Below are 25455 nucleotides of genomic sequence, written 5' to 3' on the forward strand. Positions count from 1 at the left end.
ACACCAAAGATCAACAAGCCCTCGGCCAGCACGAAAACACCCCACACCACCACGTCAACACCCACCCACCAGCACAAACAGGATGCAACTAGCTCGGGGATGTTGCTGCCTTAGCCGGCTGTGAGGCAGCAACGTCCCAGAAAGTGCTGTCTCACCGAGCAGGGCGCACGAGCCCGACGGGTCTGAGAGGGTGCACACGGAGCAAGATCGTGCTTGAACCAGGAAAGAGGGCCCTCGCCGCGCGCTCGAGGCCACTACAACCAGGATCGAGCGCGATCATGCCCGCGCGCCACGTTCCGCACGGACTTCCCCAGGTTGCCGGAGGTTGGACCGGCGGGTGGTTAGGCGGAGTCCGCCGCCTCATTGGCTTGGGCGTGACGTTCCCGCAGGCGCTCCCGGATCTCCTCCGGGGTGTACGCGCGTCGGCGCCGCTCCGCCCGGGCAATGACCACACCGGACGCTGCCACCCCGGCGAGGCCGGCCAGGCCGAGGACCTTCCACCACCGCACTCGTTGCCGCATCGGCCTAGGCTAGTCCCTCATGAGCATCAGCCTGGATGAGGCCGTCGAGTTGACCCGCACCGGCGACGTGTGGGTGTTCCGGGGTCGTAGCGTGCCGGACCGGGCGATCCAGTTCACCACGAACAGTCCGGTCAACCACGTCGGAATGGCCGTCGTGCTGGACGACATGCCGCCGCTGATGTGGCACGCGGAGTTGGGCAAGTCCCTGCCGGACCTGTGGTCGGGCACGCACCAGCGCGGTGTTCAGTTGCACGATCTGCGGGACGCGGTCTGCGTGTGGGCCAACCGGTACGGTCAGCGGGCCTGGCTGCGGCAGCTCGACCCGCCGGCCGAGGGCGAGATGGAACGCGCGGTGCTGCGGACCGTCGCACGCCTGGACGGCACGCCGTTCCCGTCGACCGCGCAGCTGGCGTGGCGGTGGGTGCGCGGCCGGGTGCCGTCGTTGCCGGGTCCTGGCCGGGCGGCACTCCGAGCCGTATCGCGGGCCGCCCAAGCGGCCTGGGTCGATCCCACCGCTTCGGTCACCCCGACCGCTTCGACCAGCGGGGCCACCCCGACCGCCGGGGCCACTCCGACCGCTTCGACCAACGGGGCCGACCCGGTCGCCGCGGGCACCGCGGCCAACCGGGGGACAACTGCCGCTCCGGCCAGCGCGGCCGCGCGGGACCGGGCGCTGGAGACGGCGTACTGCGCCGAGGTGGTGGCCGTGACCTACGAGGCGATGGGCCTGCTGCCCGCCGGCAAGCGTCCGAACTGGTACGACCCGGGCCGGTTCTGGAGTGGTGACGACCTGGGATTGGCCGGGGGCGCCCGACTGGGTACGGAGATCGAGGTGCGGGTCCCGCCCCGCTGAGGATCGACCCGAGGTTTGGTCCACCCGGTGCGGGGCAATTGCTGTCGCCGTGAACGCCTCCACGGATCTCGACACGCTGACCGGGTTCTTCGACCGGTACGGCGTCGCGTTGACCTCGGGCGACCTGCCGTCCCTCGGTGGTTGTTACGCCCTGCCCGGGCTGGTGGTGGCGGACACGTACAGCTTCTCGTTCACCTCGCTGGCGGCGGTCGCGCTGTCCTTCGTGGGCGCCGCGCCCGACTATCAGGACCGGGAGCTGATCGCCGCGCACGCCCGGATCGAGGACGTGCAGCCGGTGTCCGCGCTGCTGACCCTGGTGTCGGTCGAGTGGGAGTTCCTGGACAGCCAGGGGCGTGCGGTGCCGGGGGAGCGGTACCGCTATCTGCTGCGAACCTCGGGTGAGGGGCCGCTGATCTGCACGGTCGTCCGGACGGGCTGACCGCCAGCGGAGCGTCGACCCATCCGAGCCGTTTTCCGTACGGAGGGGGCCGGTCGGTCCGATCCGTACCCGCCAGGTTTCCGGTCCGCCCGGCGCTGGCTACGCTGTCGCGTCGGTGGGACGAGGGGAGACCTGATGGCGGTGGGGCCGGACGGCGCGGGAGGTCCGCGGACGGCGCGAGTGGTGCTGTCGCTGCCGTGGATCGTGGTGCTGGTGGGCGTCAGCGCGCTGGCGGTGCTGTTGGTGGTCGCGCTGTTGTCGTTCCGTACCCGGGAGGGGGAAGGCACGCCGCAGGCCGCGCCGCCGGTGTTCCTGCCGACGACGCCGGCTGCCGCGTCGTCGGCGCCGACGACGGGTGGGTTGGAGCGGCGGTCGGCGTCACCGCGCGCGTCGCGCAGCAGCCGGACGCCGTCGCCGCGCGCCACCACGAAGTCGCCGTCGCCGGGCGCGACGAGCGCCGCGGCCCTGGCGACGAAGGACCCGGCGGTGTCGGCGCAGTACAAGGTCGGTACGGATGGCTGGAACGCGACCGAGGCGACGCTGTCGGTGACCAACGGGTCGGACCGGTCGGTGGACTGGCGGGTGGAGTTGGCCTTCGCGGACGACACGCGGGGCCTGCGCGTCAGCGGCGCGGCGGGGATCTCGGTGGCGGCTCAGGGTGACGGCGCGTTCGTGCTCAGCGGCGGAGAGTCGTTGGGTGCCGGTGACACGCAGACCCTGCGGTTGCGGGTCAGTTGGGATGGATCGGCGCAGCGTCCGGTGCGGTGCGTGATCAACGGGGTGGAGTGCCGGCTCAGCTGACCGTGCGTCGAGCCGCGTCGCGCGCGACGCCGACGCTTTCCGGGTGTGCCGTCGATCGCTAGGCTGCCCGGACGGCCCGCTGAGGGAGGTACATGTCCGGCATGCGTCGTGCCCCGCGACCGTCGCACGGTCCGGCGGCCATCGCGTCGTCGCCGTGGATCGTGGTGGGCGCCGGTGTCGTCGTGATGGTGGTCCTGCTGTTCGTGGCCCTGGGCGCGTACCGGGGGCGTAGTCCGGCGCGGGACGGCGGGCCGCCACCGGCGGGTCTGCCGTTGCCGCAGGCGCCGGTGTCGCCGTCCGGGCTGTCGCCGACGCCGTTGCCGGAGAACTCGGCTCTGTTGCCCGGGTTGTCGCCGCGAGCCAGCGGGCTGCCGCCGAGCGCGCCGGTCACGCCGGTCCCGTCGCGGCCGTCGACGGTCGGCCCGACGGTTGCGTCGACGTCGGCGCGACCGCCGGTCCGGCCGCCGCAGCAGCCGTCGGCGGTGAGCGGACGCTACCGGGTGGTGCAGAGCTTCGACGGCGGTTTCATCGGCGAGGTGCTGATCGTCAACGCGTCCGGTGTGGACCGAGGGTGGACGGTGCGGTTCGAGTTCGCCGGTGGTCGGCTGGTGACCACCTGGGTGGAGGGCGTACCCCAGGGGACGCTGCGGCAGTTCGACGGCGGCTTCACGTACGTCAGCGGGGTGGACGTTTCGGCCGGTGGGTCGGTGGCGCTGCGGTTCCATCTGGAGCGGGCGCCCTCGACGCCGCGCGGGTGCACTGTCGACGGGGCGCGTTGTAGCGGGTTCTGAGCGAGCCTTCCGCAAGTTTGCTGCTCTGTTACGACTTTGTTTGCAAGGTATTGCAGATCGTTGCGGCAAGGGTTAGCGTGCGGCCAATCACGACCAGAGGAAGGCCGTCGATGAAACCCCCGCCGATACGCCGTACCGCCCTGCTCGCGCTCGTCAGCCTGCTCACCGTCACCCTCGTCGGCACGCCGGTATCCGCCCGCCCCCTCGGCGCCGACGCCGATCCCCGACCGTCCGGCGCCGATCCCCTGACTGCAACCGGCGCGGTGCAGTGGCGCGACGAGCCCAGCGCCGACGCGTTGCTGGCCGCGGGCGCCGACGCCGCGCGTGCCGAGCAGTTCTACTTCGTCCTGCCGGACCGGTTCGCCAACGGCGACCGCCGCAACGACTCCGGCGGGCTGACCGGTGACCGGCTGCGCACCGGTCTCGACCCGGCCGACAAGGGCTTCTACCACGGCGGTGACCTCAAGGGCGTCATCGACAAGCTGGCCTACATCCAGGGCCTGGGCACCACCGCCATCTGGCTCGCCCCGATCTTCAAGAACCGCCCGGTGCAGGGTGAGGGGAACGACGTCTCCGCCGGCTACCACGGCTACTGGATCACCGACTTCACCCAGGTCGACCCGCACTTCGGCACGAACGCCCAGCTCAAGGAGCTGGTCTCGCTGGCGCACCGGCGAGGCATCAAGGTCTATCTCGACGTGGTGGTCAACCACACCGCCGACGTCATCAGGTACGCCGAGGACCGCTACGCCTACGTGGACAAGGCGACCTCGCCGTACACGGACGCGCGGGGGCGGACCTTCGAGGACCGCAACTACGCCGACGGCAGCCGGGACTTCCCGACCGTCGACGCGAACGCCGGCCCGTACACGCCGGTCCTTCCCGAGCCGGGTGACGCGACGGTGAAGGTGCCGGCCTGGCTCAACGACGCCAGCATGTACCACAACCGGGGCGACTCCACGTTCACCGGCGAGAACAGCGAGTACGGCGACTTCTTCGGTCTCGACGACCTGTGGACCGAACGGCCCGAGGTGGTCCAGGGGATGACCAAGGCGTACGGGGACTGGATCGGCGCGACCGGCGTCGACGGGTTCCGGCTGGACACCGTCAAGCACGTCAACATGGACTTCTGGCCGCAGTTCACCCGGGGCGTCGAGCGGGCCGCCGAGAAGGCCGGCAAGAAGGATTTCTTCGTCTTCGGCGAGGTGTACAGCGCCGATCCGGAGGTCACGTCGACGTACGTGCGCCGCGGCGGTCTGCCGGCCACCCTCGACTTCGCGTTCCAGGAGGCCGCGCGGGGCTACACGGCGGGCGGCGGCTCGGCGAAGGCCCTCGCCGACGTGTACGCCCGCGACGACCTCTACGCCGCCCGGGACACCGACGCCGGCCGGCTGACGACCTTCCTCGGCAACCACGACATGGGCCGGATCGGGTCGTTCATCGTCGGCGGCGGCACCGACCCGACCAGTCACCTGCGCCGCGACCAGCTCGCCCACCAGCTCATGTTCCTCACCCGCGGCCAGCCGGTGATCTACTCCGGTGACGAGCAGGGCTTCACCGGCCCCGGTGGCGACAAGGACGCCCGGCAGGACATGTTCGCCTCGAAGGTGCCCGACTACCTCGACGACGACCTGCTCGGCACCGACCGCACCCACGCCAGCGACCAGTTCGACACCGCCCACCCGCTGTACCGGACGATCGCCGAGCTGGGCCGGCTGCGCCAGGCGCACCCCGCGCTGCGCGACGGCATCCAGGTCACCCGGTACGCCGCCGACGGTCCCGGCGTCTTCGCCGCCTCCCGCGTCGCGGCCGCCGACCGGACCGAGTACCTCGTGGCGGTGAACAACGCCGCGACCGCGCAGACTGTCAGCGTGGACACCTGGTCGGCCGGCGCCACCTTCACCGGCATCTACGGCGCGTCCGCCAGCGCGAAGGCCGGTGGCGACGGGAAGGTCACGCTGACCGTGCCGCCGCTGTCGGCGGCCGTGTACCGCGCGGGCAGCCCCATCGCCCGGGCGAGCGGCACGCCGACCATCGCCATCACCAGCCCCGCGCCGGACGCGTCGGTGGCGACCCGGGCGGCGGTCACCGCGCAGGTGACCGGCGACCCGCTGTCGACCGTCACCGTGGCGGCGCGGGTCGGCGGCGGCCGGTGGACGCTGCTGGGCAGCGCCGACCACGCGCCGTACACCGTGCACCACGACCTGGACGGGCTGGCCGGCGGCACCCGCGTCGAGTACCGCGCGGTCGTCCGGGACGGCCGGGGCCGCACCGCCACCGCCCGGTCCGTCGCCGTCGTCGGCACGCCCGAGCTGGGTGGATCCCGGGAGTGGGCGGTGGTGCACTACCAGCGTCCGGCCGGGGGGTACGACGACTGGGGGCTGTACGCCTGGGGCGACATCGACCCGGCGTACGTCACCGAGTGGCCCACCGGGCAACCGTTCGCCGGGGAGGACTCCTACGGCCGGTTCGCCTGGGTGAAGCTCAAGCCGGGCGCGAAGTCCGTGGGTTTCGTTGTCGTCGACTCCGATGGCACGAAGGACGTCGCCCAGGACCGCACGATGGACGTCACCCGGACCGGCGAGATCTGGCTCAAGCAGGGCGACGCGACCGTCTATCCGAGCCGGCAGGCGGCCACCGGGCAACCGGACCCGGCGGTCGAGGAGGGCACCGCGGTGATCCACTATCGGCGGGCCGACGGCAACTACGACGGGTGGGGTCTGCACCTGTGGGACGGCGCGGCCAACCCGACGGACTGGGCCAGCCCGCTCGCGCCCACCTCGACCGACGCGTTCGGCGCGGTGTTCCGGGTGCCGCTGGCGGCCGGGGCGACCGGGCTGAACTACATCCTGCACAAGGGTGACACCAAGGACCTGCCCGACGACCAGCGGCTCGACTTCGCCAGCGCCGGCCGGGAGGTGTGGCTGCTCGCCGCCACCCCGGGGCGGCTGCTGCCGTCCACCGCGACCAGCGCCGGCGGGGACACCGACATCGGCAAGCAGAAGGCGCACTGGATCGACCGGTCCACCATCGCCTGGCAGACCCCACCCACCGACGGCCGGGTGTACGCCCTGGTGGCCGCCCCGGCCGGCGGGGTGAGCGTCGTCGACGGGGAGCTGTCCGGGGCGTACACCAGTCTGCCGTTGCGCGCGCAGCGCAACGGGCTCACCGAGGCCCAGCGCGCGGCGTTCGGGCACCTGTGGTCCTACCGGGCCTTCACCCTCGACCGGGGTGACCTGGCGAAGGTGCCGGCGGCGCTGCGCGGGCAGTTGCTGGTCACCGAGCGCGACGCCCAGGGGAAGCTGCTCGCCGCCACCGGCGTGCAGATCCCCGGCGTGCTCGACGACGTGTACTCCCGGGCCACCCAGGTCACGCTCGGCCCGACCTTCGCCGGCCGGACGCCGAGCCTCGCGCTCTGGGCCCCCACCGCGCGGACGGTGGAGCTGGAACTGTTCGACTCGCCCACGGCCGCGCCGAAGACGGTGGCGATGCGCCGCGACGACCGCACCGGCGTCTGGTCGGTACGCGGCAGCCACGCCTGGACGGGGAAGTACTACCGCTACCGGGTGCGGGCGTGGCAGCCGGCCGTGCAGCGGATGGTCACCGCGTCGGTCACCGACCCGTACTCGGTGTCCCTCGCGGCCGACTCCACCCACAGCCAGCTCGTCGATCTCGACGACCCGGCGCTGGCCCCGCCGGGGTGGCGCACGCTGCGCAAGCCGGCCGGGGTGCCCTCGTCGAAGGCGCAGATCTCCGAGCTGTCGGTGCGCGACTTCTCCATCGCCGACGAGACCGTGCCGGCGCCGCGGCGGGGGACGTTCCTGGCGTTCACCGACCCGGGGACCGCCGGCATGAAACACCTGCGGGCGCTCGGCGACGCCGGCGTCACCCACCTGCACCTGCTGCCGGCGTTCGACTTCGCCACCATCCCCGAGAAGCGGGCCGACCAGCGCCAGCCGGCCTGTGACCTGGCGGCGCTGCCGCCGGACTCGGACCAGCAGCAGACGTGCGTCGCGGCCGTCGCCGACACCGACGGCTACAACTGGGGGTACGACCCGCTGCACTACACCGTGCCGGAGGGCGGCTACGCCCTCGACCCTAGCGGGGCGGCGCGGACCACCGAGTTCCGTCGGATGGTGGCCGGAGTGAACGACGCCGGCCTGCGGGTGGTCATGGACGTGGTCTACAACCACACGGCGGCGGCCGGCGTCGACCCCAGGTCGGTGCTCGACCAGGTGGTGCCCGGCTACTACCACCGGCTGCTCGACGACGGCACCGTCGCCAACTCCACGTGCTGCGCGAACACCGCGCCCGAGCACGCGATGATGGGCAAGCTGGTGGTCGACTCGCTGGTCACCTGGGCCAGGCAGTACAAGGTGGACGGTTTCCGGTTCGACCTGATGGGCCACCACCCGAAGGCGAACATCCTGGCCGTCCGGGCGGCCCTGGACCGGCTCACCGTCGCCCGCGACGGCGTGGACGGCAAGGCGATCATGCTGTACGGCGAGGGCTGGAACTTCGGCGAGGTCGCCAACGACGCCCGGTTCGAGCAGGCCACCCAGGCCAACATGGCCGGCACGGGTGTCGGCACGTTCAACGACCGGCTGCGCGACGCCGTGCGCGGCGGCGGCCCGTTCGACGCCAACCCGCGCGTGCAGGGCTTCGCCTCCGGGCTCTACACCGACCCCAACGGCGACCCGGTGAACGGCTCGGCGGCCGAGCAGAAGACCCGTCTTCTACACGCCCACGACCTGATCAAGGTGGGCCTCACCGGCAACCTGCGGGACTACCGGTTCACCGACACCTCGGGGCGTACGGTCACCGGGGCCCAGGTGGACTACAACGGCTCGCCCGCCGGGTACACCGCCGCGCCGGGGGAGGCCGTCACCTACGTCGACGCGCACGACAACGAGATCCTGTACGACGCGCTGGCGTACAAGCTGCCGCAGGGCACCAGCGCGGCGGACCGGTCCCGGATGCAGGTGCTGGCGCTGAGCACGGTGGTGCTGGGGCAGGGCGCCGGGTTCGTCACCGCCGGCACCGAACGGCTGCGGTCGAAGTCGCTGGATCGCAACTCGTTCAACTCCGGTGACTGGTTCAACCAGATCCGCTGGGACTGCGCCAGCGGCAACGGGTTCGGCGTCGGCCTGCCACCGGCGCAGGACAACCAGGACAAGTGGCCGTACGCGAAGCCGCTGCTCGCGGACCCGGCCCTGGTGCCCGACTGCTCGGCGATCGGCACCACCGACGCCCGGTACGCCGAGCTGCTGCGCGTCCGGGCGTCGTCGCCGGTGTTCGGGTTGGGCAGCGCCGAGCAGGTGCAGCGGCGGGTGGCGTTCCCGCTGTCCGGCGAGTCGGAGACCCCGGGCGTGCTGACCATGACGCTTGACGCGCGTGGTCTGGGCGGGGCCTGGACCGCGCTGACCGTCGTCTTCAACGGCACTCCGGAGACGGCGACGCAGACGGTGACCGGGCTGCGGGGCGCGGACGTGTCGCTGCACCCGGTGCTGGTCAACTCGGCCGACCCGACGCTACGGACGGCGTCGTTCGACCGGGCGGCCGGCACCTTCACGGTGCCGGCGCGCAGCGTGGCGGTGTTCGTCCAGAAGTGAGCGGGGACCGGCCCCCTTCCGCGTCGCGCGGAAGGGGGCCGGTCTCTTGTTGGTGCTTCGTGTGTGGTGCTCAGGCGAAGCAGTTCTCGATGGCGCCGCCCGGGATGGCCAGGCAGTTCGTCGGGCGGTTCGCGGTGATGGCGGACTTGTCGTCCACGTTCACCGGCCCGAAGAAGGTGAACACACCGCCCGGCGCGAAGGTCGAGAAGTTGTTGGCAACCTTCGTCTTCGACAGGTTGACCTCGCCGAAGATGTTGAAGATGCCGCCGCCGACCCCGATCGGGCCGATGGCCCGGTTGCCGACGACCTCGGTGTTGCGCAGCGTCAGGACGCTGCCGGCGTTGAAGACCCCGCCGCCGAAGAAGCCGGCGGTGTTCTCCTTGATCCAGCTGTCCTCGACGGTCACCGCGCTGTCGAAGGCGATGGCGAGACCGCCACCGACCCCGGCGGTGCTGTTCTTCGCCACCGTCACCTTGTGCAGGTTCAGCTGGCTGTCCGCCGCGGCCAGACCACCACCGGCGAGGACCGCCGTGTTCGAGGTGATCTCGGTGTCGTACGCGGTGGTGTTGCCCTCGATGTCGAGGTAGCCGCCGCCGAAGCCCAGCGTCTCGTTGTCGCTGATCACGGCCTTCTTGAGCTCGACCGTGCCGCCGTCGACGTCCTCGGTGAAGATCTCCGCGGCGCCGTTGGAGATGCCGCCACCGCCGATGATCGCGGTGTTGTCCTTGATCTTCGACTCCTCGACCTTGAGCAGGCCGGCGTTGAAGACACCGCCGCCGAAGAAGAAGGCGGTGTTGCCCGCGACGGTGCTGTGCCAGATCTTCGCGGTGCCGAAGTTGGCCACACCGCCGCCGTTGCCGCCGGACTGGTTGAGGACGACCTCGGACTCGATGATCTCGGCGGTGCCGCCCGGCTGCACCAGGATGCCCGCGCCGTCGTTGTCGTCCGGGTACTCGACGAGCGGCGTGACCGCGCCCGGCGCCGCCTTCGTCGCGGCCTTCGGCGTCACCTTCGGCGCGGCCTTCAGGCCCGCCTTCGGGTTGGCCTGCCGCGCGGTGAGGGCCTGCTCCAGCGGAGTGCCGGCCTTCACCTGCGCCGCGATCGCCTCGGAGTCCGAGTAGGACGCCCAGACGGCCGCCGGCTCGACGTTGTCGAACAGTTCCAGGGTCTGGCCACCCTTGATGGTCAGGCCCTTGATGGTGAGGTGGCCGCCCGCACCGACGTTCAGGATCCGGAAGTAGTCGGCCGTGGCCTCGCGGGCGATCGTGGTGTGCTCGCCCTTGAGGGTGATGTTCTCGGTGATGACCGGCAGGCCGTTGCCCTGGTAGTCGTTGCGGGTCAGGTTGTAGGTGCAGCCCTTGGCCAGTTCCAGCACACCGCCGTGCTTGTTGTTGGCGAACACGATCGCCTGGATCAGCTTGTCGGTGTCGCAGGGCACCTCCTTCCCACGCTCGTGGTCCTTGTCCCGGTCCTTGCCCTTGTCCTTGTCCCGGTCCTTGTCCCAGTCACGACCCTCGTCACCGTGCTGGTCGCCGTCCTTGCTGACCTGCGCGGTGTTCCAGTTCAGGCCGACCGCCCCGGCGCTGCCCGCGACGCCCACCGCCGCGAGACTGATCACGCCCGTCAGACCGGCCACGCCGCTGGCGAGCCAGAGCTTGCGGCGGCTCTTGGCCGTCGCCCGCCCGGAGGCTTCGTTGTTCGTTAGGTAGTTGGACATCGGAGCTCTCTGCCCTCTCCTCGTACCAGACAGGGTCGCCGCCCTCAGACGGTCGTCCCCTGCTACAAATCGGTTGTAGCTCCCAAAACCAACTTATGAGAATGTTCCTCGCCTCGCGGGCGTATCCGAAACAACCCCGCATTAGGTTCATGTTGCCCTCACCGAGGCCCGGATGGACACACCAGTGCCCAAGTCGGCCTGCGGGCCCGTGACCTGCCCAAATGGGTACGCCCCTCCGAGCCGTTGGCGGCTCGGAGGGGCGTTCTATGTGGTTCAGCCCCACCCGATCAGGCGAAGCAGTCCAAAACGTTGAAGCAGTTGGTCGGACGGTTGGCGGTGACGGCGGACTCGTCGTCCAGCCGCACGGTGCCGCCGAGGCTGTTGAAGATGCCCCCCGGCTCAAGGGTGGAGAAGTTGTGCGCCACCTTCGTCCGGTAAAGCGTGACCTCGCTGCCCTCGGTGTTGACGATGCCGCCGCCGCGGGCGAACGGGCCGATGGCCCGGTTGCCGACGACCTCGCTGTCGCGCAGCGTCGTGCGGCTCTCGTCGTTGAAGAGGCCAGCGCCGGCGGACCCCGCGGTGTTGTCCTTGATGGCGGTGTCCTCGATCGTCGCGGTGCTGTCGGAGACGACCGCCACACCGCCACCGTCGCGGCCAGCGCTGTTCCTGGCCACCGTGGCGTGCTTGAGGGTGAGCTGACTGTCGGCCACGGCAACGCCGCCCCCGTCGAGCACCGCCGTGTTGTCGGTGACCTTCGTGTCGTGCAGGGTCGTGGTGCCCTCGACGTCCAGGACGCCGCCGCCGAAGCCGAGCGTCTCGTTGTCGGTGATCTCGCTCTTGTAGACCCAGACCGCACCGCCGTCGACGGACTCGGTGAAGATCTCGGCCGCGCCGTTGGAGATACCGCCACCACCGATGATGCCGGTGTTGTCCTTGATCTTCGACTCGTCGACCTGGAGCACACCGGCGTTGAAGATGCCGCCGCCGAAGAAGAAGGCGGTGTTGTGCGCGACGGTGCTCTTGCTGAGCCTGGCGCTGCCGAAGTTCGCCAACCCGCCGCCGTTGCCGCCGGACTGGTTGTAGAGCAGCTCACTGTCCAGGATCTCGGCCCGGCCCCCGGGCTGTACGAGCACCCCGGCGCCGTCGTTGAACCCGGGCTCCTCCACCAGCGGCGCCACCTGAGCTCCGGTCGCCGTCGTCGTCGGGGCCGGGGCGGTTGCCGCTGCCGGCTTGGCTGCGGTTCCGGTTGCCGGCTTGGCGGCCGCTGCCTTCGCCGCCGTGGCCGTCTTGGCCGTTGTCGCTGCCGGCTTCGCTGCCGCCTTGGTCGCTGCTGCGGGCTCCGCCGCCTTGCTCGCTTCCGGCTTGGCGGCCGAGCCCTTGACCGCCGCAGCCTTGACCGCCGCCTGCTTGGTCGTTGCCTGCTTGGCCGCCGTCGGCTTGGCCGTCGTTGTCGTCGGCTTGGCGGCCGCTGCCTTGGCCGGGGCGGTGGACGTCGCCGACTTCGCCGCCGCCGTCGTGGCCGGCTGGGCTGCGGCGCCCGCTGCGGTGGTGGCCGCCGTGGTCCGGGCCGAGGTCGAGTACGGCCCCCAGACCGTCGCCGGCTCCACGGTCATCGCCTGCTGGATGGTCTGCCCACCCTTGATGCTCAGGCCCTTGAGGGTGAGCTGCCCGCCCGGGCCGACGTTCAGGATGCGGAAGTAGTCGGCGGTGGCCGCACGACCAATGGTCGTGTGCTCGCCCTTGAGAGTGATGGCTTCGGTGATCACCGGGAGGCCGTTGCCGTCCTGGTTGCGGGTCAGGGTGTACGTGCAGCCCTTCGCCAGTTCCAGGACACCGCCGTCGCCGCTGTTGGCGAAGGTGATCGCCTGGATCAGCTTGTCCGAGTCGCAGGGCACCTGCTTGGCGCGATCCTTCTCGTCCCGCTTGTCGTCCTTGCTGGCCCGGTCGTCGAAGCCGCTCCAGTCGCCGCCGCTCCACTCGTCGTTGCCACCGTTCTCCTTGCCGCCGTCCTCCTTGCCGCCGTCGGCGTTCGCGCCGGCGTCGCTGACGTTCTGCCGGTTCGTCGACGGCTGTGCGTCGGACACCCGGGCGGAGGTGGGTTTGTCGTCCCGTGCGGCGACGCCACCGAGGGCGGCCAGACCGACCACCCCGGTCAGGCCCGCGACGCCGGCAACCCACAGGGCCCGTCGTCGTCGTGTTGGCGGAGCCGTCGAGGCCCCGCCTTCGGTACTCGTTATGTCATCGGACATCAGAGCCTTCCGCCCTTCCTACTACCAGACGGGGTCGCACCGCCCGCAGCGCCACGACCAGCTACAAATGGCTTGTAGCCTCTGATGCCCACCGTATGAGAACTATCTTCGCGAGGCGGACGTATCCGAGAAAACCCCGCATATGCCTCAAGTAAGGGCACGAGCCCGTAACGGTCCGGCGGGACCGGAAGAGGTGTGAGCAGCCCAAACACCACGAGGCGCCCCTTGCCGCCCGGCGCGCGGCCTTCGGCGGCGCCGCTGGTGGGTGATCGGCTCGGGTTCCTGGAAGATGCGCTCTTCGAGCGGATCGGAAACCCCGACATCAAGGAAGTCGAGTGGATCTCGCCCGGTAGCACGCGCCGGGCCGCGGGCGGTGGTCCGGAGCGTGCCGGCCACGAGTCCAGACCGAGGCCCGAGTCCCAGGCCAGGCCCATGCCAGGCCCAGTCCAGGCCCAGGCCAGGACCAGGTCAGGCCCAGGCATCGGCCAGGACCAGGTCAGGCTCGGACAAGGTCCAGGCATCGGCCAGGACCAGGCCTGGCCTGGACGAGGCCCAGGCCAGGCCCAGGTCGATGCCGAGGCGGCGACCCCAGGGGCTCGGGGTCGAGGTCGAGGGGTGGGGTTTGGGTCAGCCGGGCAGGCGGGGCCCGGCCTCGCGCTGCTCGGCCAGCCAGGTCTCCACCTCGTCGGAGGTGCGCGGCAGGCCGGCCGACAGGTTGACCGCGCCGGTCGCGGTGACCAGGACGTCGTCCTCGATGCGGATGCCGATGCCGCGCAGCTCGGCGGGGACCAGCTCGTCCTCGGGCTGGAAGTAGAGACCCGGCTCGACGGTGAGCACGTAGCCCTCGCCCAGGGCGCCGTCGCGGTAGGTCTCCTTGCGGGCGTTGGAGCAGTCGTGCACGTCGATGCCGAGCATGTGACCGAAGCCGTGCAGCGTCCAGCGCCGGTAGACCGAGGACTTCTCGTCCATGGCCTCGTCCACGCTCACCGGCAGCAGGCCCAGGTCGGACAGGCCCTCGGCGAGCACCCGCATGCAGGTCAGGTGGACGTCCTTGAACTTCACGCCGGGGCGGATGGCGTCCATGCCGGCCTGCTGCGAGGCGTACACGATGTCGTAGACCTGGCGTTGCAGGGCGGTGAACCGGCCGTCGACCGGCAGCACCCGGGTCACGTCGGCGGTGTAGAGGTTGCGCCCCTCCACCCCCATGTCCATGAGCAGCAGGTCACCCGGGCGGGTGGCGCCGTGGTTGTGCACCCAGTGCAGGATCGTGGCGTGCTCGCCCGCGCCGACGATCGAGCCGTACCCGACGTCGTTGCCGTCGTGCCGGGCGCGTAGCGCGAAGATGCCCTCCAGCAGCCGCTCGGAGACGGCCCGGTCGGCCGGCAGGACGCGGGCCACGTCCTCGAAGCCCCGGACGGTGGCGTCGATCGCGTCCTGGAGCTGGCCGATCTCCCACTCGTCCTTGACCAGCTTCAGCTCCGAGATGGCGATGGCCAGCTCCCGGTCGCGGGCCGGCTGCCCCTCGGCGCGCGGCCCGTCGTAGGGGCGCACGGCCGCGTCCACCTGGGCGTCGAAACCGCGCAACACCCGGGTACGCCCCGGAGCGAGGTCGGCCAGCGCCGCCTCCAGCCCGGTCAGGTCGGCGGTGGGCAGGTCCAGTTCGGTGGACTTCTCGCCGAGGGTGTGCCGCCGGCCCACCCACAGCTCACCGTGCCGGCTGCGGAAGAACTCGTCGGTCTCCCGGGACGAGCGGGGCCGCATGTACAGCGTCGCGTCGTGGCCCGAGCCGTTCGGGCGCAGCACCAGCACGCTGTCCGGGTCGTGGTCACCGGTCAGGTAGGCGAAGTCGCTGCCCGGCCGGAACGGGTACGTGGTGTCGTTGGCGCGGACCTTCTCGCCGCCGGTCGGGATGACAAGCGTCTCGCCCGGGAAGGCCGCGGAGAGCGCGGCCCGCCGCTTGGCGTAGTTGGGGACCTCCGGACGCGGCGTGACCGGGAGTTCGGTGTCGCGCCAGCCCTGCCGCATGAACGACAGGAACGCCTCCGGAAAGTCCGGATCGTGCGATTCCGTGCCGTCTGTCGGCGTACCCTCGGTGCTCTTGCGTTCCTCGGTCATTGCGCCGCTCCCCTCCGCTCGTGGCTGGTCCCGACGGTACCGCGCGCCCGGTTCGCGGTGGTGGCGGCCGGGAGCGCCCCGAACGACGGACGGCTGCGACGGGCCGACGGAGCGCGTGGAAAGATGACGACCATGTGCGGACTCCTGGCCTTCTTCAGCGCGAACGGCAACGCCGCCGCGCACCGCGACCACATCGCCGGAGCATTGGAATGCCTGCACCACCGCGGCCCGGACGAGACAGGGGTCGAGGTGGTCGGCGACGCGTCCGGCCGGTACGCGGACGGAGTGTTCGCCCACAAGCGGCTCGCCATCATCGACGTCGCGTCGAGTCACGAGCCGCTGCCCTACGCGAACGGCCGTTACCTGCTGACCTTCAACGGTGAGATCTACAACTACATCGAGCTGCGCGACGAGCTGATCCGGGACTTCGGCGCGCAGTTCGCCACCGCCGGTGACGGCGAGGTGATCGTCGCCGGCTACCACTACTGGGGCGAGCAGGTGCTCACCCGGCTGCGCGGCATGTTCGCCTTCGTCATCTGGGACCGGCAGGAGCGGCGCGCGTTCGGCGCCCGCGACTACTTCGGCATCAAGCCGCTGCACTACCTGGAGACCGCCGACGGCCTCTACCTGGCCTCGGAGAAGAAGGCGCTGCTGCCGTTCGCGCACAGCAACTACCAGGGCGACGCGGGCGTGGACGCGGCGAACCTGAGCCACTACCTGACGCTGCAGTACGTGCCGGAGCCCGGCACGCTGCACAAGGGCATCAGCCGGATCGGCTCGGGGGAGTACCTGACCTGGACCCCGGGCGGGCGGATCGACGTCCGGCGGTGGTACCGGCCGGTGTTCCGGCCCGCGCCGGTCGACGACGAGCAGAAGCTGTACCACGAGATCCGCGAGACGCTGCGCGAGAGCGTGCGCATGCACATGCGCTCCGACGTGCCGGTCGGCTCGTTCCTGTCCAGCGGCATCGACTCGACCGCCGTGGTCGCGCTGGCCCGCGAGTTCAACCCGAACATCCTGACCTTCACCGTCGGCTACGACGTCCCGGGCTACTCGGAGATCGACGTCGCCCAGGATTCGGCGCGGCACCTGGACGTCACCACCATCCCCACCAAGATCGGTCCGCAGGACATGATCGACGCGCTGCCGAAGATCGTCTGGCACCTGGACGACCCGGTGGCCGACCCGGCGCTGGTGCCGCTGTACTTCGTGGCGAAGAAGGCCGCCGAGCACGTCACGGTGGTGCTCTCCGGTGAGGGGGCCGACGAGTTCTTCGGTGGTTACACGATCTACCGGGAGCCGCTGTCGCTGGGCACCGTCAACGGTCTGCCCGGTGGTGTGCAGAAGGGGCTGCGGGCGGTCTCCAAGGCCATCCCGCAGGGCGTCAAGGGCAAGAGCTTCCTGGAGCGGGGCACCACCCCGATCGAGGAGCGCTACTACGGCAACGCGCGGATGTTCACCGAGGAGGAGAAGCAGCACCTGCTGCGTCGTTACGACCCCTCGGTGCGCTACACCGACGTGACCGCCCCGATCTACGCCGAGTGCACCGAGCTGGACGACGTCACCAAGATGCAGTACGTCGACCTCTACACCTGGCTGCGTGGCGACATCCTGGTCAAGGCCGACCGGATCTCGATGTCGCACTCGCTGGAGGTGCGGGTGCCGTTCCTCGACCGCGAGGTCTTCGACGTCGCCGCGAAGATCCCGGTGGACCTGAAGCTGCCGCCGCGCTCCGACGCCACCAAGTACGCGATGCGTCAGGCGTTGCAGGGCGTCGTCCCGCCGGCGATCGTCAACCGCAAGAAGCTGGGCTTCCCGACCCCGACCCGGGTGTGGCTGCGCGGCGAGATGTACGAGTGGGCCCGCCACGTGCTGAGCACCTCCGGCGCGGGTGACCTGCTCGACCTGTCGTACGCGCTGCGGCTGCTCGACGAGCACAAGCGGGAGGAGTTCGACCACTCCCGCAAGGTGTGGACGGTGCTGATCTTCTGCATCTGGCACGCCATCTTCGTGGCCAAGACGCTCGACCCGGGTATCCAGCGCAACCAGTCGGCCCTGCTGACGAAGCCGGTGGTCGGTTCCATGGTCCGCTGACCCGCCGCCCCACCCTGTCGATCAAGAGGTTTGCGTCACCGGAAGCGCTCCGGGTGACGCAAACCTCTTGATCATTTCAGGGGTACCTCAGCGACGGGCGCAGGTGACCGTTGGGAGGGTGTTCGTTCCTGTGCTGCTGGCCAGGAAGCCGAACGATGTCGTGCCCTCGGGCGCGACCGTGCCGTTGTACGAGACGTTCGTCGCGGTCACCGAGGCGCCGGACGTCGTCTGGGTGGCATTCCAGACCTGGTTGATCACTTGGCCGCTGGGCCAGGTCCAGCTCGCGGTCCAGCCGGAGAACGGCGTACTGCCGTGGTTCATGATCGTGACTTGTCCCTGGAATCCGCCCTGCCAGGTGCTGGTCACCGAGTAGACGGCCATGCAGTCACCGCTGGACGGCGGCGGCGTGGTCGGCGCCGGGGTGGTCGGCGGCGGCGTGGTGGGCGGGGGCGTGGTGGGTGGCGGGGTCGTCGGCGGCGGCGTGGTGGGCGGCGGCGTCGTGGGCGGCGGGGTGGTCGGGTTCGATCCGCCCGGACCCACACCGGTCACCTGACCGCTACCACCGTCGAACGTCACGTCGGAGCAGCCGAAGAAGTTCTCCTGCGAGTCCGAACGCACCCAGCGGGAGTAGATGATGTGCCGACCGCTCTTGCCCGACGGCAGGTTGCCGCTGAAGTAGTAGTGACCGTCGTTGGTGCCGACCGCGCCGCGCTGCGGCGGGTTGGTCACCGTCAGGAACGGCTCCTCCAGGTCGCTCCAGGCCAGCGCACGGGTCGGGCTCCAGCTGTCCTTCGTCACGTAGAAGTAGAAGGTGCCCGGGTGGTGCGCCCAGTTGCTGTACTTGAAGTCCAGCCGTGCGCCGGACGTCAGGTGGGTCAGCGGCCAGTCGGTGCGGGCCAGGTCGTAGCCCCGGTAGCCGGTGTTGCCACCGCTGCACAGCTGCCCGTCCGGGATGAAGCCGGTGGTCCGGCCACCGGCGTCGGAGCGCAGCACGCTGAACCAGTTGTAGAGCGAGTTCGTGCCGCTCTGCGCCACGGCGGCGGCACAGGCCGGGTTGTTCGGCCTGATCTCGCCGGTCTGGCTCATGCCGTCCTGCCAGCAGAGGTAGGTGCGGCTGCCCGGCGTCATCGCCGCGCCGTGCGCGGCCGCCGGTTGTGGACTGGACGCCAGGGCGACGGCGCCCAGCGCAAAGGTCAGGGCCGCGGTGAGCACTGCGGCCGTACGGGAACGGTTCACGGGTTCTCCTGACTCGCGAGGCGTGCCGCCCGAGGCCGCCCCGCCGCAAGCGGATACGACGATCACCCTGGCGCGCCCCGGCAGAAGATCGGCCGGCGGACACACGCCATCGACGGTCCTGTCCTGGACCGGTGCCCTCGCGTCCAACAACCCGGCAACCGGAAGCGCGACAGCCCTCGCACCACCCGGCACGGGCCATCCCACCACGTCGTCCGCCACCGGCGCAATAGTCGTTCCTCGATGCGTCAAACCCGGCGGGCCGGCGTCGGCTCGGCGGACTCCTATCCGGTCCGGCGGGTTCCTTCCTATAGTGATGGTCTGCGCCCCGACGGTCTTCCCGCGCAGATCGCCCGCCTCGGGTCGCCTTGCGCCGCCCGTGGCGTCGCGCAGACGAAGGAGGCGGCAGCGCGTGCCCGACGTGTTCGACGAACTGCACCGCCGCTGCCGGGCCGGCGAGCCGGTCGCCCTGGCCACCGTGGTCGCCACCTGGCGATCCGCGCCGCAGCCGCCCGGCGCCGCCATGCTGGTCGCCGCCGACGGGACGGTCACCGGCAGCGTCTCCGGCGGCTGCGTCGAGGCGGACCTCTACGAGCGGGCCCGCCACGTCCTCGACACCGGCGTACCGGAGCTGGTCCGCTACGGCGTCAGCGACGACGAGGCGTACGCCGTCGGGCTCACCTGCGGCGGCCTGCTGGACGTGTTCGTCGAGCGGTTCGACGGCGATGCCCTGGCGCAGCTCGACGTGGTCGCCGCCGCGCGACAGGCCGGCGAGCCGGCCGCGGTCGTCACCTGCGTGGCCGCCGATGCCGGTGACACGCCCGACCCGGCGGGGCGGCTGGGTCGCCGGCTGGTGCTGACCGGGCGGCGGGTGACGGGCTCGCTCGGCGACGACCGGCTGGACGACGCCGCGGCCGACGACGCGCTCGGGCTGCTCGCCGCCGGGCACAGCGGCGTCCTGGGCTACGGCTACCAGGGACAGCGCCGGGGCAGCGGCCTCAGTCTCTTCGTGGCCGCGTACGCCACCGCGCCCCGAATGATCGTCTTCGGGGCGATCGACTTCGCGGCGGCGGTGGCGCAGATCGGAGCGTTCCTCGGCTACCGGGTGACCGTTTGCGACGCTCGGCCCGTCTTCGCCACCGGCCGGCGCTTCCCCGACGCGCACGAGGTGGTGGTGCGGTGGCCGCACCGCTACCTGCGGGACGAGATCGACGCCGGCCGGGTCGACGGGCGCACGGTCGTCTGCGTGCTCACCCACGACCCGAAGTTCGACGTGCCGCTGCTGGCGCTGGCCCTGCGCCACCCCCTGGCGTACGTCGGCGCGATGGGGTCGCGACGTACCCACGACGAACGGCACAAGCTGCTCCGCGAGGCGGGGCTCAGCACCGCACAGCTCGACCGGCTGGCCTCACCGATCGGGCTGGACCTCGGCGGTCGTACCCCCGAGGAGACCGCGGTCAGCGTGGCCGCGCAGATCGTCGCGGCCCGCTGGGGCGGCAGTGGCCGCCCCCTGGCCGCGACCGACGGGCCGATCCACCACGCGGACTGATCCCGCTGTGCCAGCCTGGGGCGAGACGGCCGTCGCGGCCGCCGACGGCGAGGGGGCTCTGATGGGGTACGCGGTGGTGCTCGGCGAGGCGCTCGTCGACCTGCTCGACGGCGACGTCGACGGGGAGCGGGTCTACCGGCAGGTCATCGGTGGCGGCCCGCTCAACGTCGCCGTCGGGGTGACCAGGCTCGGCGGGGCGGCGGAGTTCGTCGGCTCGCTCGGTGACGATGTGCTGGGCCAGCGGATCCGCGACTTCCTGAGCGGGGTCGGCGTCGGCCTGGCCGGTGCGGTCACGGTGTCCGCGCCGACCACGCTGGCGGTGGTGACGTACGCCGGCCCGGAACCGGACTTCCACTTCTACGGCGAGCCGCGCTCCTACGGCCTGCTCGGCCCGGACGACGTGGACCTGGCGCTGACCGAGGGCGCCGACGTGCTCTACTGCGGCTCGATCGTGCTGCTCGAGCCGGGCACGCTGGCCGCCGCCCGCCGGGCCTGGTCGCTCGCCACCGGCCTGCGGGTCCTCGATCCGAACGTCCGTCCGCGACTGCTCGACGGGCCGGTCGCGATGGACGGGTTGCGGCAGGTGGTGGCGGAGTTCGCCGCGGGCGCGCACCTGGTCAAGTTGAGCAGCGCCGACGCCGCGCTGCTGTATCCGGGTGAGCCGGTCGAGGGGGTCGCCGCGTACCTGCGGGAGTTGGGCGCGTCCACCGTGGTGGTGACGCTCGGCGCGGCCGGCGCGGTGCTGGCCGCCGCCGAGGCCGACCCGGTGCGGGTGCCGGCGCCGAAGGTGGACGCCGTCGACGCCACCGGCGCCGGTGACTCGGTCATGGCCGCGCTCATCGCCGACCTGCTCCGCGACGGCGAGCCGGCCGATCCGACGGGTTGGGTCGAGTCGGTGGCGTTCGCGCTGCGGGTCGCCGGTCTGGTCTGTGAGTCGCCGGGCGGGGCCACCGCCATGCCCACCCGCGTCGAGGTCGAACGCCGCTTCGGCGGTTGAGGGCGGGTGACGGCTGGTTGACGTCCCTGTTATGTGAACGTTAACATCGGCGTCTGCCTATTTCCTGCGTGTTATCCGGGAGACTCCGATGAGACTCGTCCTGGTACCACCGTCATTCCGCCGCCTCGCCGCCGTACTGGTCGTCGCCCTGGTTGCCGTCGGCGGCGTCGCCGTCAGTGCTCCGGAGCCGGCGCGCGCCTGGGACAACGCGGTGGCCAGCACCCCGCCGATGGGGTGGAACAGCTACGACTCGTTCAACTGGAGCGTCACCGAGGCCGACGTACGGGCGAACGCCGATTACATGGCCACCAACCTGCGGCAGTCCGGCTGGCAGTACATCGTCATCGACTGGGGGTGGTACTACCCCGGACGACACAACAACAGCCCCAACCAGGACTCCAACCTGCAACCCCGGCTCCGGATGGACGCCAACGGTCGGCTGCTGCCCGACACCACCCGATTCCCCTCCGCCACCGGTGACAACGGGTTCAAACCCCTGGCCGACTACATCCACGCCCAGGGCCTGAAGGTCGGGGTCCACCTGATGCGGGGCATCCCCCGCCAGGCGGTGGCCGACAACGTCCCGATCTCGGGCACCAGCTGCCGCGCCAACCAGATCAACAACAGCACCACCGCGGCCTGGCTCAACCTCATGTGGGGCCTGAACATGTCCAACCCCTGCGCGCAGAGCTACCTGGACTCGGTGTTCCAACTGCTCGCGTCCTGGGGGATCGACTTCGTGAAGGTGGACGACATCGCCGCGCCGACCTACCGGCAGGCGGAGATCGAGGGCTACAAGCTGGCGATCCAGCGCAGTGGCCGTCCGATGGTGCTCAGCCTGTCGCCCGGCGCGACCCCGCTGGCCAGCGGAAGCCACGTCCAGGCCAACGCGCACATGTGGCGGATCGTCAACGACCTCTGGGACAACTGGTCGTCCGTCGACGCCCTCTTCGACCAACTCCGCAACTGGACCCCGTACCGCGCCACCGGCGCCTGGCCCGACCCGGACATGATCCCCATCGGCCGGCTCTCCAAGTACGGGCCCGTCGGCTCACCGCGCTACTCCAACCTCACCTCGGACGAGCAACGCACCCTGATGACACTCTGGGCGATCAACCGCGCGCCGCTGATGTGGGGCGGCAACCTGGTCGAGAACCGCGCCTCGGAGCTGGCGCTGATGACCAACACCGCCGTGCTGGCCGTCGACCAGAACAGCGCCAACAACCGTCAGCTCACCGGCGGCACCCGGCAGGCGTGGACCGCCGACGTGCCGGGCGGCACCGACCGCTACCTCGCCCTGTTCAACCGCGAGAGCGGCACGGCGAACGTCTCGGTCAACCTGGCCGACCTGGGGATCGGCTCGGCCACCGTGACCGACCTGTGGTCCGGCGCCGCCCTCGGCACGGTGACCGGAACCCTCACCCGCTCGCTCGCGGCCCACGGCTCCGGGCTGTACCGGCTGACCCCGGGAAGCACCGTGCCGGTGCCGACCGCGTACACCCTCGCCGCCCAGCACAGCGGGAAGCTGCTGGACGTCTCCAACAACGCCACGACCGACGGTGCCGACATCGTGCAGTGGAGCGCGAACGGGCAGGCCAACCAGCGGTGGCGGTTCCAGGACGCCGGTAGCGGCTACCAGACGGTGGTCAGCGTGCACAGCGGCAAGTGCCTGGACGTGTACGGCGGCGCGTCCGCGACCGCCGACGGCGTCCGGGTCACCCAGTGGACCTGCAACGGGGGGACCAACCAGCAGTGGCGCGTCCAGGACACTGGCACCACCGGCGCAGTCCAGCTGATAGCGAGACACAGCAACAAGTGCCTGACCATCCTCAACGCCGCCACCACCGACGGCGCCCGCGCCGTGCAATCCACCTGCACCACCGCCACGAACCAACAGTGGCGCCGCACGGCGGTCTAGCTTCCCCCCTTTCCGCGCCGATCTTGCACTTTCGGTTGACGATTCGTCCCGTATCCGGGGTATGTCGCCACAGAAAGTGCAAGATCGGCGCGGGTTTCGGGGTCAGGCTTCGCCGTTCAGCTCGCGGTAGCCGCGGCGGGCGGCGATCAGGGCCGCGCGTGCCCCGAAGGGCGCCTCGGCGGCCACCCGCTCCGGCGGCGCGCCGCCGGTGTGCGCGGCCCGGATCAGCCAGGCCAGCCGTACCAGCTCGGCGTGCTGGGCCCGGACGAAGTCGACGTCCACCACGTCGCCGTGGCCCGGGACCACCACCGTGCCCGGCGTCGTCAGCCGCAGCAGGTCCGCGACCGCGTCCGGCCACTGCAGGGGGTACGAGTCCTCGAAGGCGGGCGGGCCGCTCTGCTCCACCAGGTCGCCGGCGACGAGCACGTCCGCGTCGGGCACGTGCGCCACCAGATCGGAGTCGGTGTGCCCGCGCCCCGGGTGCCGCAGCAGCACCCGCCGGCCGCCCAGGTCGAGCCTCGTCTCCGTGTGCACCACGTGCGTCGGGGTCAGCAGCGGGGTGTCCGCCAGGTCGGCGGCCAGCTCCGGGTGCTCCGCGCGCACCTCCTCGTACGCCTCCCGGCGCAGCCCCTCCGGGTCGTCGCGCAGAGCGGCGGCGGCCCGCTCGTGCGCGTACACCGGTCGGGGTGGTTCGCCGGCCAGGACGGCGTTGCCGAAGCAGTGGTCGTAGTGGTGGTGCGTGTTGACCAGGGTCAGCGGACGGTCGGTGACTCCCCGGACGGCGGCGGCCAGCTCGGTCGCCTGCCCCGCCGAGGAGAGCGTGTCCACCAGCAGCGCCCCGTCGTCGCCGACGACGAGGGTGACGTTGACCCGCAGCAGGGGCTCGACACGCACGTACACCCGGTCGGCGACCTCGACGAACCCGCCGCTCACGACGCCCGCCCGGCCCGGTCGACGAAGCGTTGCCGGTCCACCAGGAGCCGGTCCACCCGGCCCCGGGCCACCGTCTGGTCGCCGTCGGAGACGCTGACCTCGAACGACAACCGCCGACCGTCGACCGTCGTCAGCAGCGCCTGCGCCCGTACCGTGCGGCCCACCACCGTCGGCGCGAGGTGCTCCAGCTCGACCCGGGTGCCGACCGTCGTCGAACCAGGCGGCATCGCCGTCGCCGTGGCCGCGACGGTGGCCGCCTCCGCGAGCGCGAGCGCCCGGGGTGTGCCCAGCACCGGTACGTCCCCCGAACCGACCGCCTGGGCGGTGTCCGCGTCGGTGACGGTCAGCTCGACCTGGGCGGTCAGACCCGGCGCGAGGGCCGGCTCGGGCTGCTCCTGCATGGTCGTCAGCCTAGGTGTTCGGCGACCCCGTCGAGCACGCGCCCGGCGATCCCGGCGCCGCCCGCCCTCCCACCTGTGCGTCGCCCCGCCGGGTGGTACCCGTCGGTCGATGCCGTAGCCGTCGTTAACCTTGACCGCGATGGCCGTCGTGACTGACCCCCAGCCCCCCGCCCGGACCGACCCACCCGCGTCCCCGGACGCGGGTCGTCGGCGCATCGTCGCCATGACGATCTGGGCGGTCGCCTTCGTCGCCGCGTGGCTCGGCATCGGGCTGCCCACCGACCCGGCGTACGCCTTCGTGTGGATCTGGCTCGGGACCATCGCCTGGAACAGCGACCGCCCGTGGCGCAGCCACCTGCGCTTCGCCCGGGACTGGGTGCCGGTGGTGCTGCTGCTGGCCGCGTACAACCTCTCGCGCGGGTTCGCCGACAACGGCGCCACCCCGCACGCCATGGAGCTGATCGTCGCCGACCGGTTCATGTTCGGCTGGGCCACCGGTGGGGAGGTGCCCACCGTCTGGTTGCAGCAGCATCTCTACCGCCCACAGGTGCACTGGTGGGACATCGCGGCGAGCTGGGTGTACTTCTCGCACTTCGTGGTGGCGCTGGCCGCCGCCGCCGTGCTCTGGATGCGGGACCGGCACCGCTGGGCCGCCTACATGCGGCGGTGGGGTTTCCTGTGCGCCGCCGGCCTGGTCACGTACTTCGTCTACCCGGCCGCGCCGCCCTGGTGGGCCGCGCAGAACGGCCTGCTCACCGAGGTGGCGCGGATCTCCACCCGGGGCTGGAAGGCGTTCGGCATGCACGGTGCCGGCAACGTGCTCAACGCCGGCCAGATCGCCTCCAACCCGGTCGCCGCCATGCCGTCGCTGCACACCGCGTGGGCGCTGTTCGTGGTGCTGTTCTTCCTGCACACCACCCGTCGCCGCTGGTGGCCGCTGCTGCTCGCGTACCCCCTGGCGATGACCTTCACCCTGGTCTACTCCGGCGAGCACTACGTGATCGACGTGCTGGTGGGCTGGACGTACGTCGGGCTGACCTACCTGGTCGTCGGCCTTGCCGAGCGGGCGTGGAGGTCCTACCGCACTCGCCACCCGAAGGCCGGAACGCAACCGCCCCCCAACCAGCCCGACCCCCCGGCCAACCAGCCCGATCCCCCGACTCCAGACAGCACCCCCACCACCCACCGCTCGGTCCCCGCCGACCACTGACCGATCCGTCCTTGTTGATCAA

Annotated in this window: 17 protein-coding genes; 10 read left to right on the forward strand and 7 right to left on the reverse strand. The window is 71.3% G+C overall.

Going from position 1 to position 25455, the window contains the following annotated elements; all coding sequences use genetic code 11:
* Window positions 1–341: 341 nt before the first annotated feature.
* Window positions 342–521: a hypothetical protein gene (locus tag ABZ272_RS26870; protein WP_355052790.1), complete on the reverse strand. Its 180-nt coding sequence runs from the start codon at window positions 519–521 to the stop codon at window positions 342–344.
* A gap of 19 nt (window positions 522–540) precedes the next feature.
* Between ABZ272_RS26870 and ABZ272_RS26875 the strand changes: the two genes are divergently transcribed.
* The 5 genes from ABZ272_RS26875 (at window position 541) to pulA (ending at window position 9017) form a co-directional block, all read left to right on the forward strand.
* Window positions 541–1374 carry a hypothetical protein gene (locus ABZ272_RS26875; protein WP_355052702.1) on the forward strand — a complete coding sequence of 278 codons (834 nt, stop codon included), beginning with the start codon at window positions 541–543 and terminating at the stop codon, window positions 1372–1374.
* A 49-nt stretch (window positions 1375–1423) separates the two neighbouring features.
* Window positions 1424–1813 carry a hypothetical protein gene (locus tag ABZ272_RS26880; protein WP_355052703.1) on the forward strand — a complete coding sequence of 130 codons (390 nt, stop codon included), beginning with the start codon at window positions 1424–1426 and terminating at the stop codon, window positions 1811–1813.
* Between the two features lie 135 nt (window positions 1814–1948).
* Window positions 1949–2614 (forward strand): hypothetical protein, encoded by a 666-nt coding sequence (locus tag ABZ272_RS26885; RefSeq protein WP_355052704.1) that lies wholly within the window; start codon window positions 1949–1951, stop codon window positions 2612–2614.
* 92 nt (window positions 2615–2706) lie between these two features.
* The gene (locus tag ABZ272_RS26890; RefSeq protein WP_355052705.1) at window positions 2707–3405 is read left to right on the forward strand and encodes a cellulose binding domain-containing protein; all 699 of its coding nucleotides are present in this window, start codon (window positions 2707–2709) and stop codon (window positions 3403–3405) included.
* A 110-nt stretch (window positions 3406–3515) separates the two neighbouring features.
* Window positions 3516–9017, forward strand: a complete 5502-nt coding sequence (pulA, locus tag ABZ272_RS26895; RefSeq protein WP_355052706.1) for a pullulanase-type alpha-1,6-glucosidase — start codon at window positions 3516–3518, stop codon at window positions 9015–9017.
* A 70-nt stretch (window positions 9018–9087) separates the two neighbouring features.
* On the opposite strand, the gene ABZ272_RS26900 is transcribed toward pulA, so the two are convergent.
* From ABZ272_RS26900 to ABZ272_RS26910, 3 genes are all read right to left on the reverse strand, one after another.
* A complete protein-coding gene (locus ABZ272_RS26900; protein WP_355052707.1) occupies window positions 9088–10734 on the reverse strand; it encodes a hypothetical protein in 1647 nt (548 codons plus the stop codon).
* 287 nt (window positions 10735–11021) lie between these two features.
* Window positions 11022–12881, reverse strand: coding sequence for a right-handed parallel beta-helix repeat-containing protein (locus ABZ272_RS26905; RefSeq protein WP_355052708.1), 1860 nt, complete (start codon window positions 12879–12881; stop codon window positions 11022–11024).
* 729 nt (window positions 12882–13610) lie between these two features.
* Complete coding sequence (locus ABZ272_RS26910; protein WP_355052709.1) at window positions 13611–15098, reverse strand: aminopeptidase P family protein; 1488 nt, start codon at window positions 15096–15098, stop codon at window positions 13611–13613.
* Between the two features lie 132 nt (window positions 15099–15230).
* Here ABZ272_RS26910 and asnB point away from each other — a divergent pair, with 132 nt between their 5' ends.
* Window positions 15231–17192, forward strand: a complete 1962-nt coding sequence (gene asnB, locus ABZ272_RS26915) for an asparagine synthase (glutamine-hydrolyzing) (protein ID WP_355052710.1) — start codon at window positions 15231–15233, stop codon at window positions 17190–17192.
* An 87-nt stretch (window positions 17193–17279) separates the two neighbouring features.
* Here asnB and ABZ272_RS26920 read toward each other — a convergent pair whose 3' ends face one another.
* Window positions 17280–18428, reverse strand: a complete 1149-nt coding sequence (locus ABZ272_RS26920) for a lytic polysaccharide monooxygenase (RefSeq protein ID WP_355052711.1) — start codon at window positions 18426–18428, stop codon at window positions 17280–17282.
* Window positions 18429–18837: 409 nt separating this feature from the next.
* Between ABZ272_RS26920 and ABZ272_RS26925 the strand changes: the two genes are divergently transcribed.
* From ABZ272_RS26925 to ABZ272_RS26935, 3 genes are all read left to right on the forward strand, one after another.
* Complete coding sequence (locus ABZ272_RS26925) at window positions 18838–19974, forward strand: XdhC family protein (RefSeq protein WP_355052712.1); 1137 nt, start codon at window positions 18838–18840, stop codon at window positions 19972–19974.
* Between the two features lie 61 nt (window positions 19975–20035).
* Entirely contained in the window at window positions 20036–20971 is a 936-nt protein-coding gene (locus tag ABZ272_RS26930; RefSeq protein WP_355052781.1) for a carbohydrate kinase, read from the forward strand.
* A gap of 88 nt (window positions 20972–21059) precedes the next feature.
* On the forward strand, window positions 21060–22889 hold the full coding sequence (locus ABZ272_RS26935) for an RICIN domain-containing protein (RefSeq protein ID WP_355052713.1): 1830 nt from the start codon (window positions 21060–21062) through the stop codon (window positions 22887–22889).
* A gap of 102 nt (window positions 22890–22991) precedes the next feature.
* On the opposite strand, the gene ABZ272_RS26940 is transcribed toward ABZ272_RS26935, so the two are convergent.
* Window positions 22992–23822, reverse strand: coding sequence for an MBL fold metallo-hydrolase (locus ABZ272_RS26940; protein ID WP_355052714.1), 831 nt, complete (start codon window positions 23820–23822; stop codon window positions 22992–22994).
* Window positions 23819–24223: a hotdog domain-containing protein gene (locus ABZ272_RS26945; RefSeq protein ID WP_355052715.1), complete on the reverse strand. Its 405-nt coding sequence runs from the start codon at window positions 24221–24223 to the stop codon at window positions 23819–23821. Before ABZ272_RS26945 ends, ABZ272_RS26940 begins: the two co-directional genes overlap by 4 nt.
* 139 nt (window positions 24224–24362) lie before the next feature.
* On the opposite strand from ABZ272_RS26945, the gene ABZ272_RS26950 reads away from it, so the two are divergent.
* Entirely contained in the window at window positions 24363–25433 is a 1071-nt protein-coding gene (locus ABZ272_RS26950; protein ID WP_355052716.1) for a phosphatase PAP2 family protein, read from the forward strand.
* Window positions 25434–25455 lie beyond the last annotated feature (22 nt).

This window comes from Micromonospora sp. NPDC005979 (genome assembly GCF_040614415.1).
Classification (GTDB): Bacteria; Actinomycetota; Actinomycetes; order Mycobacteriales; family Micromonosporaceae; genus Micromonospora.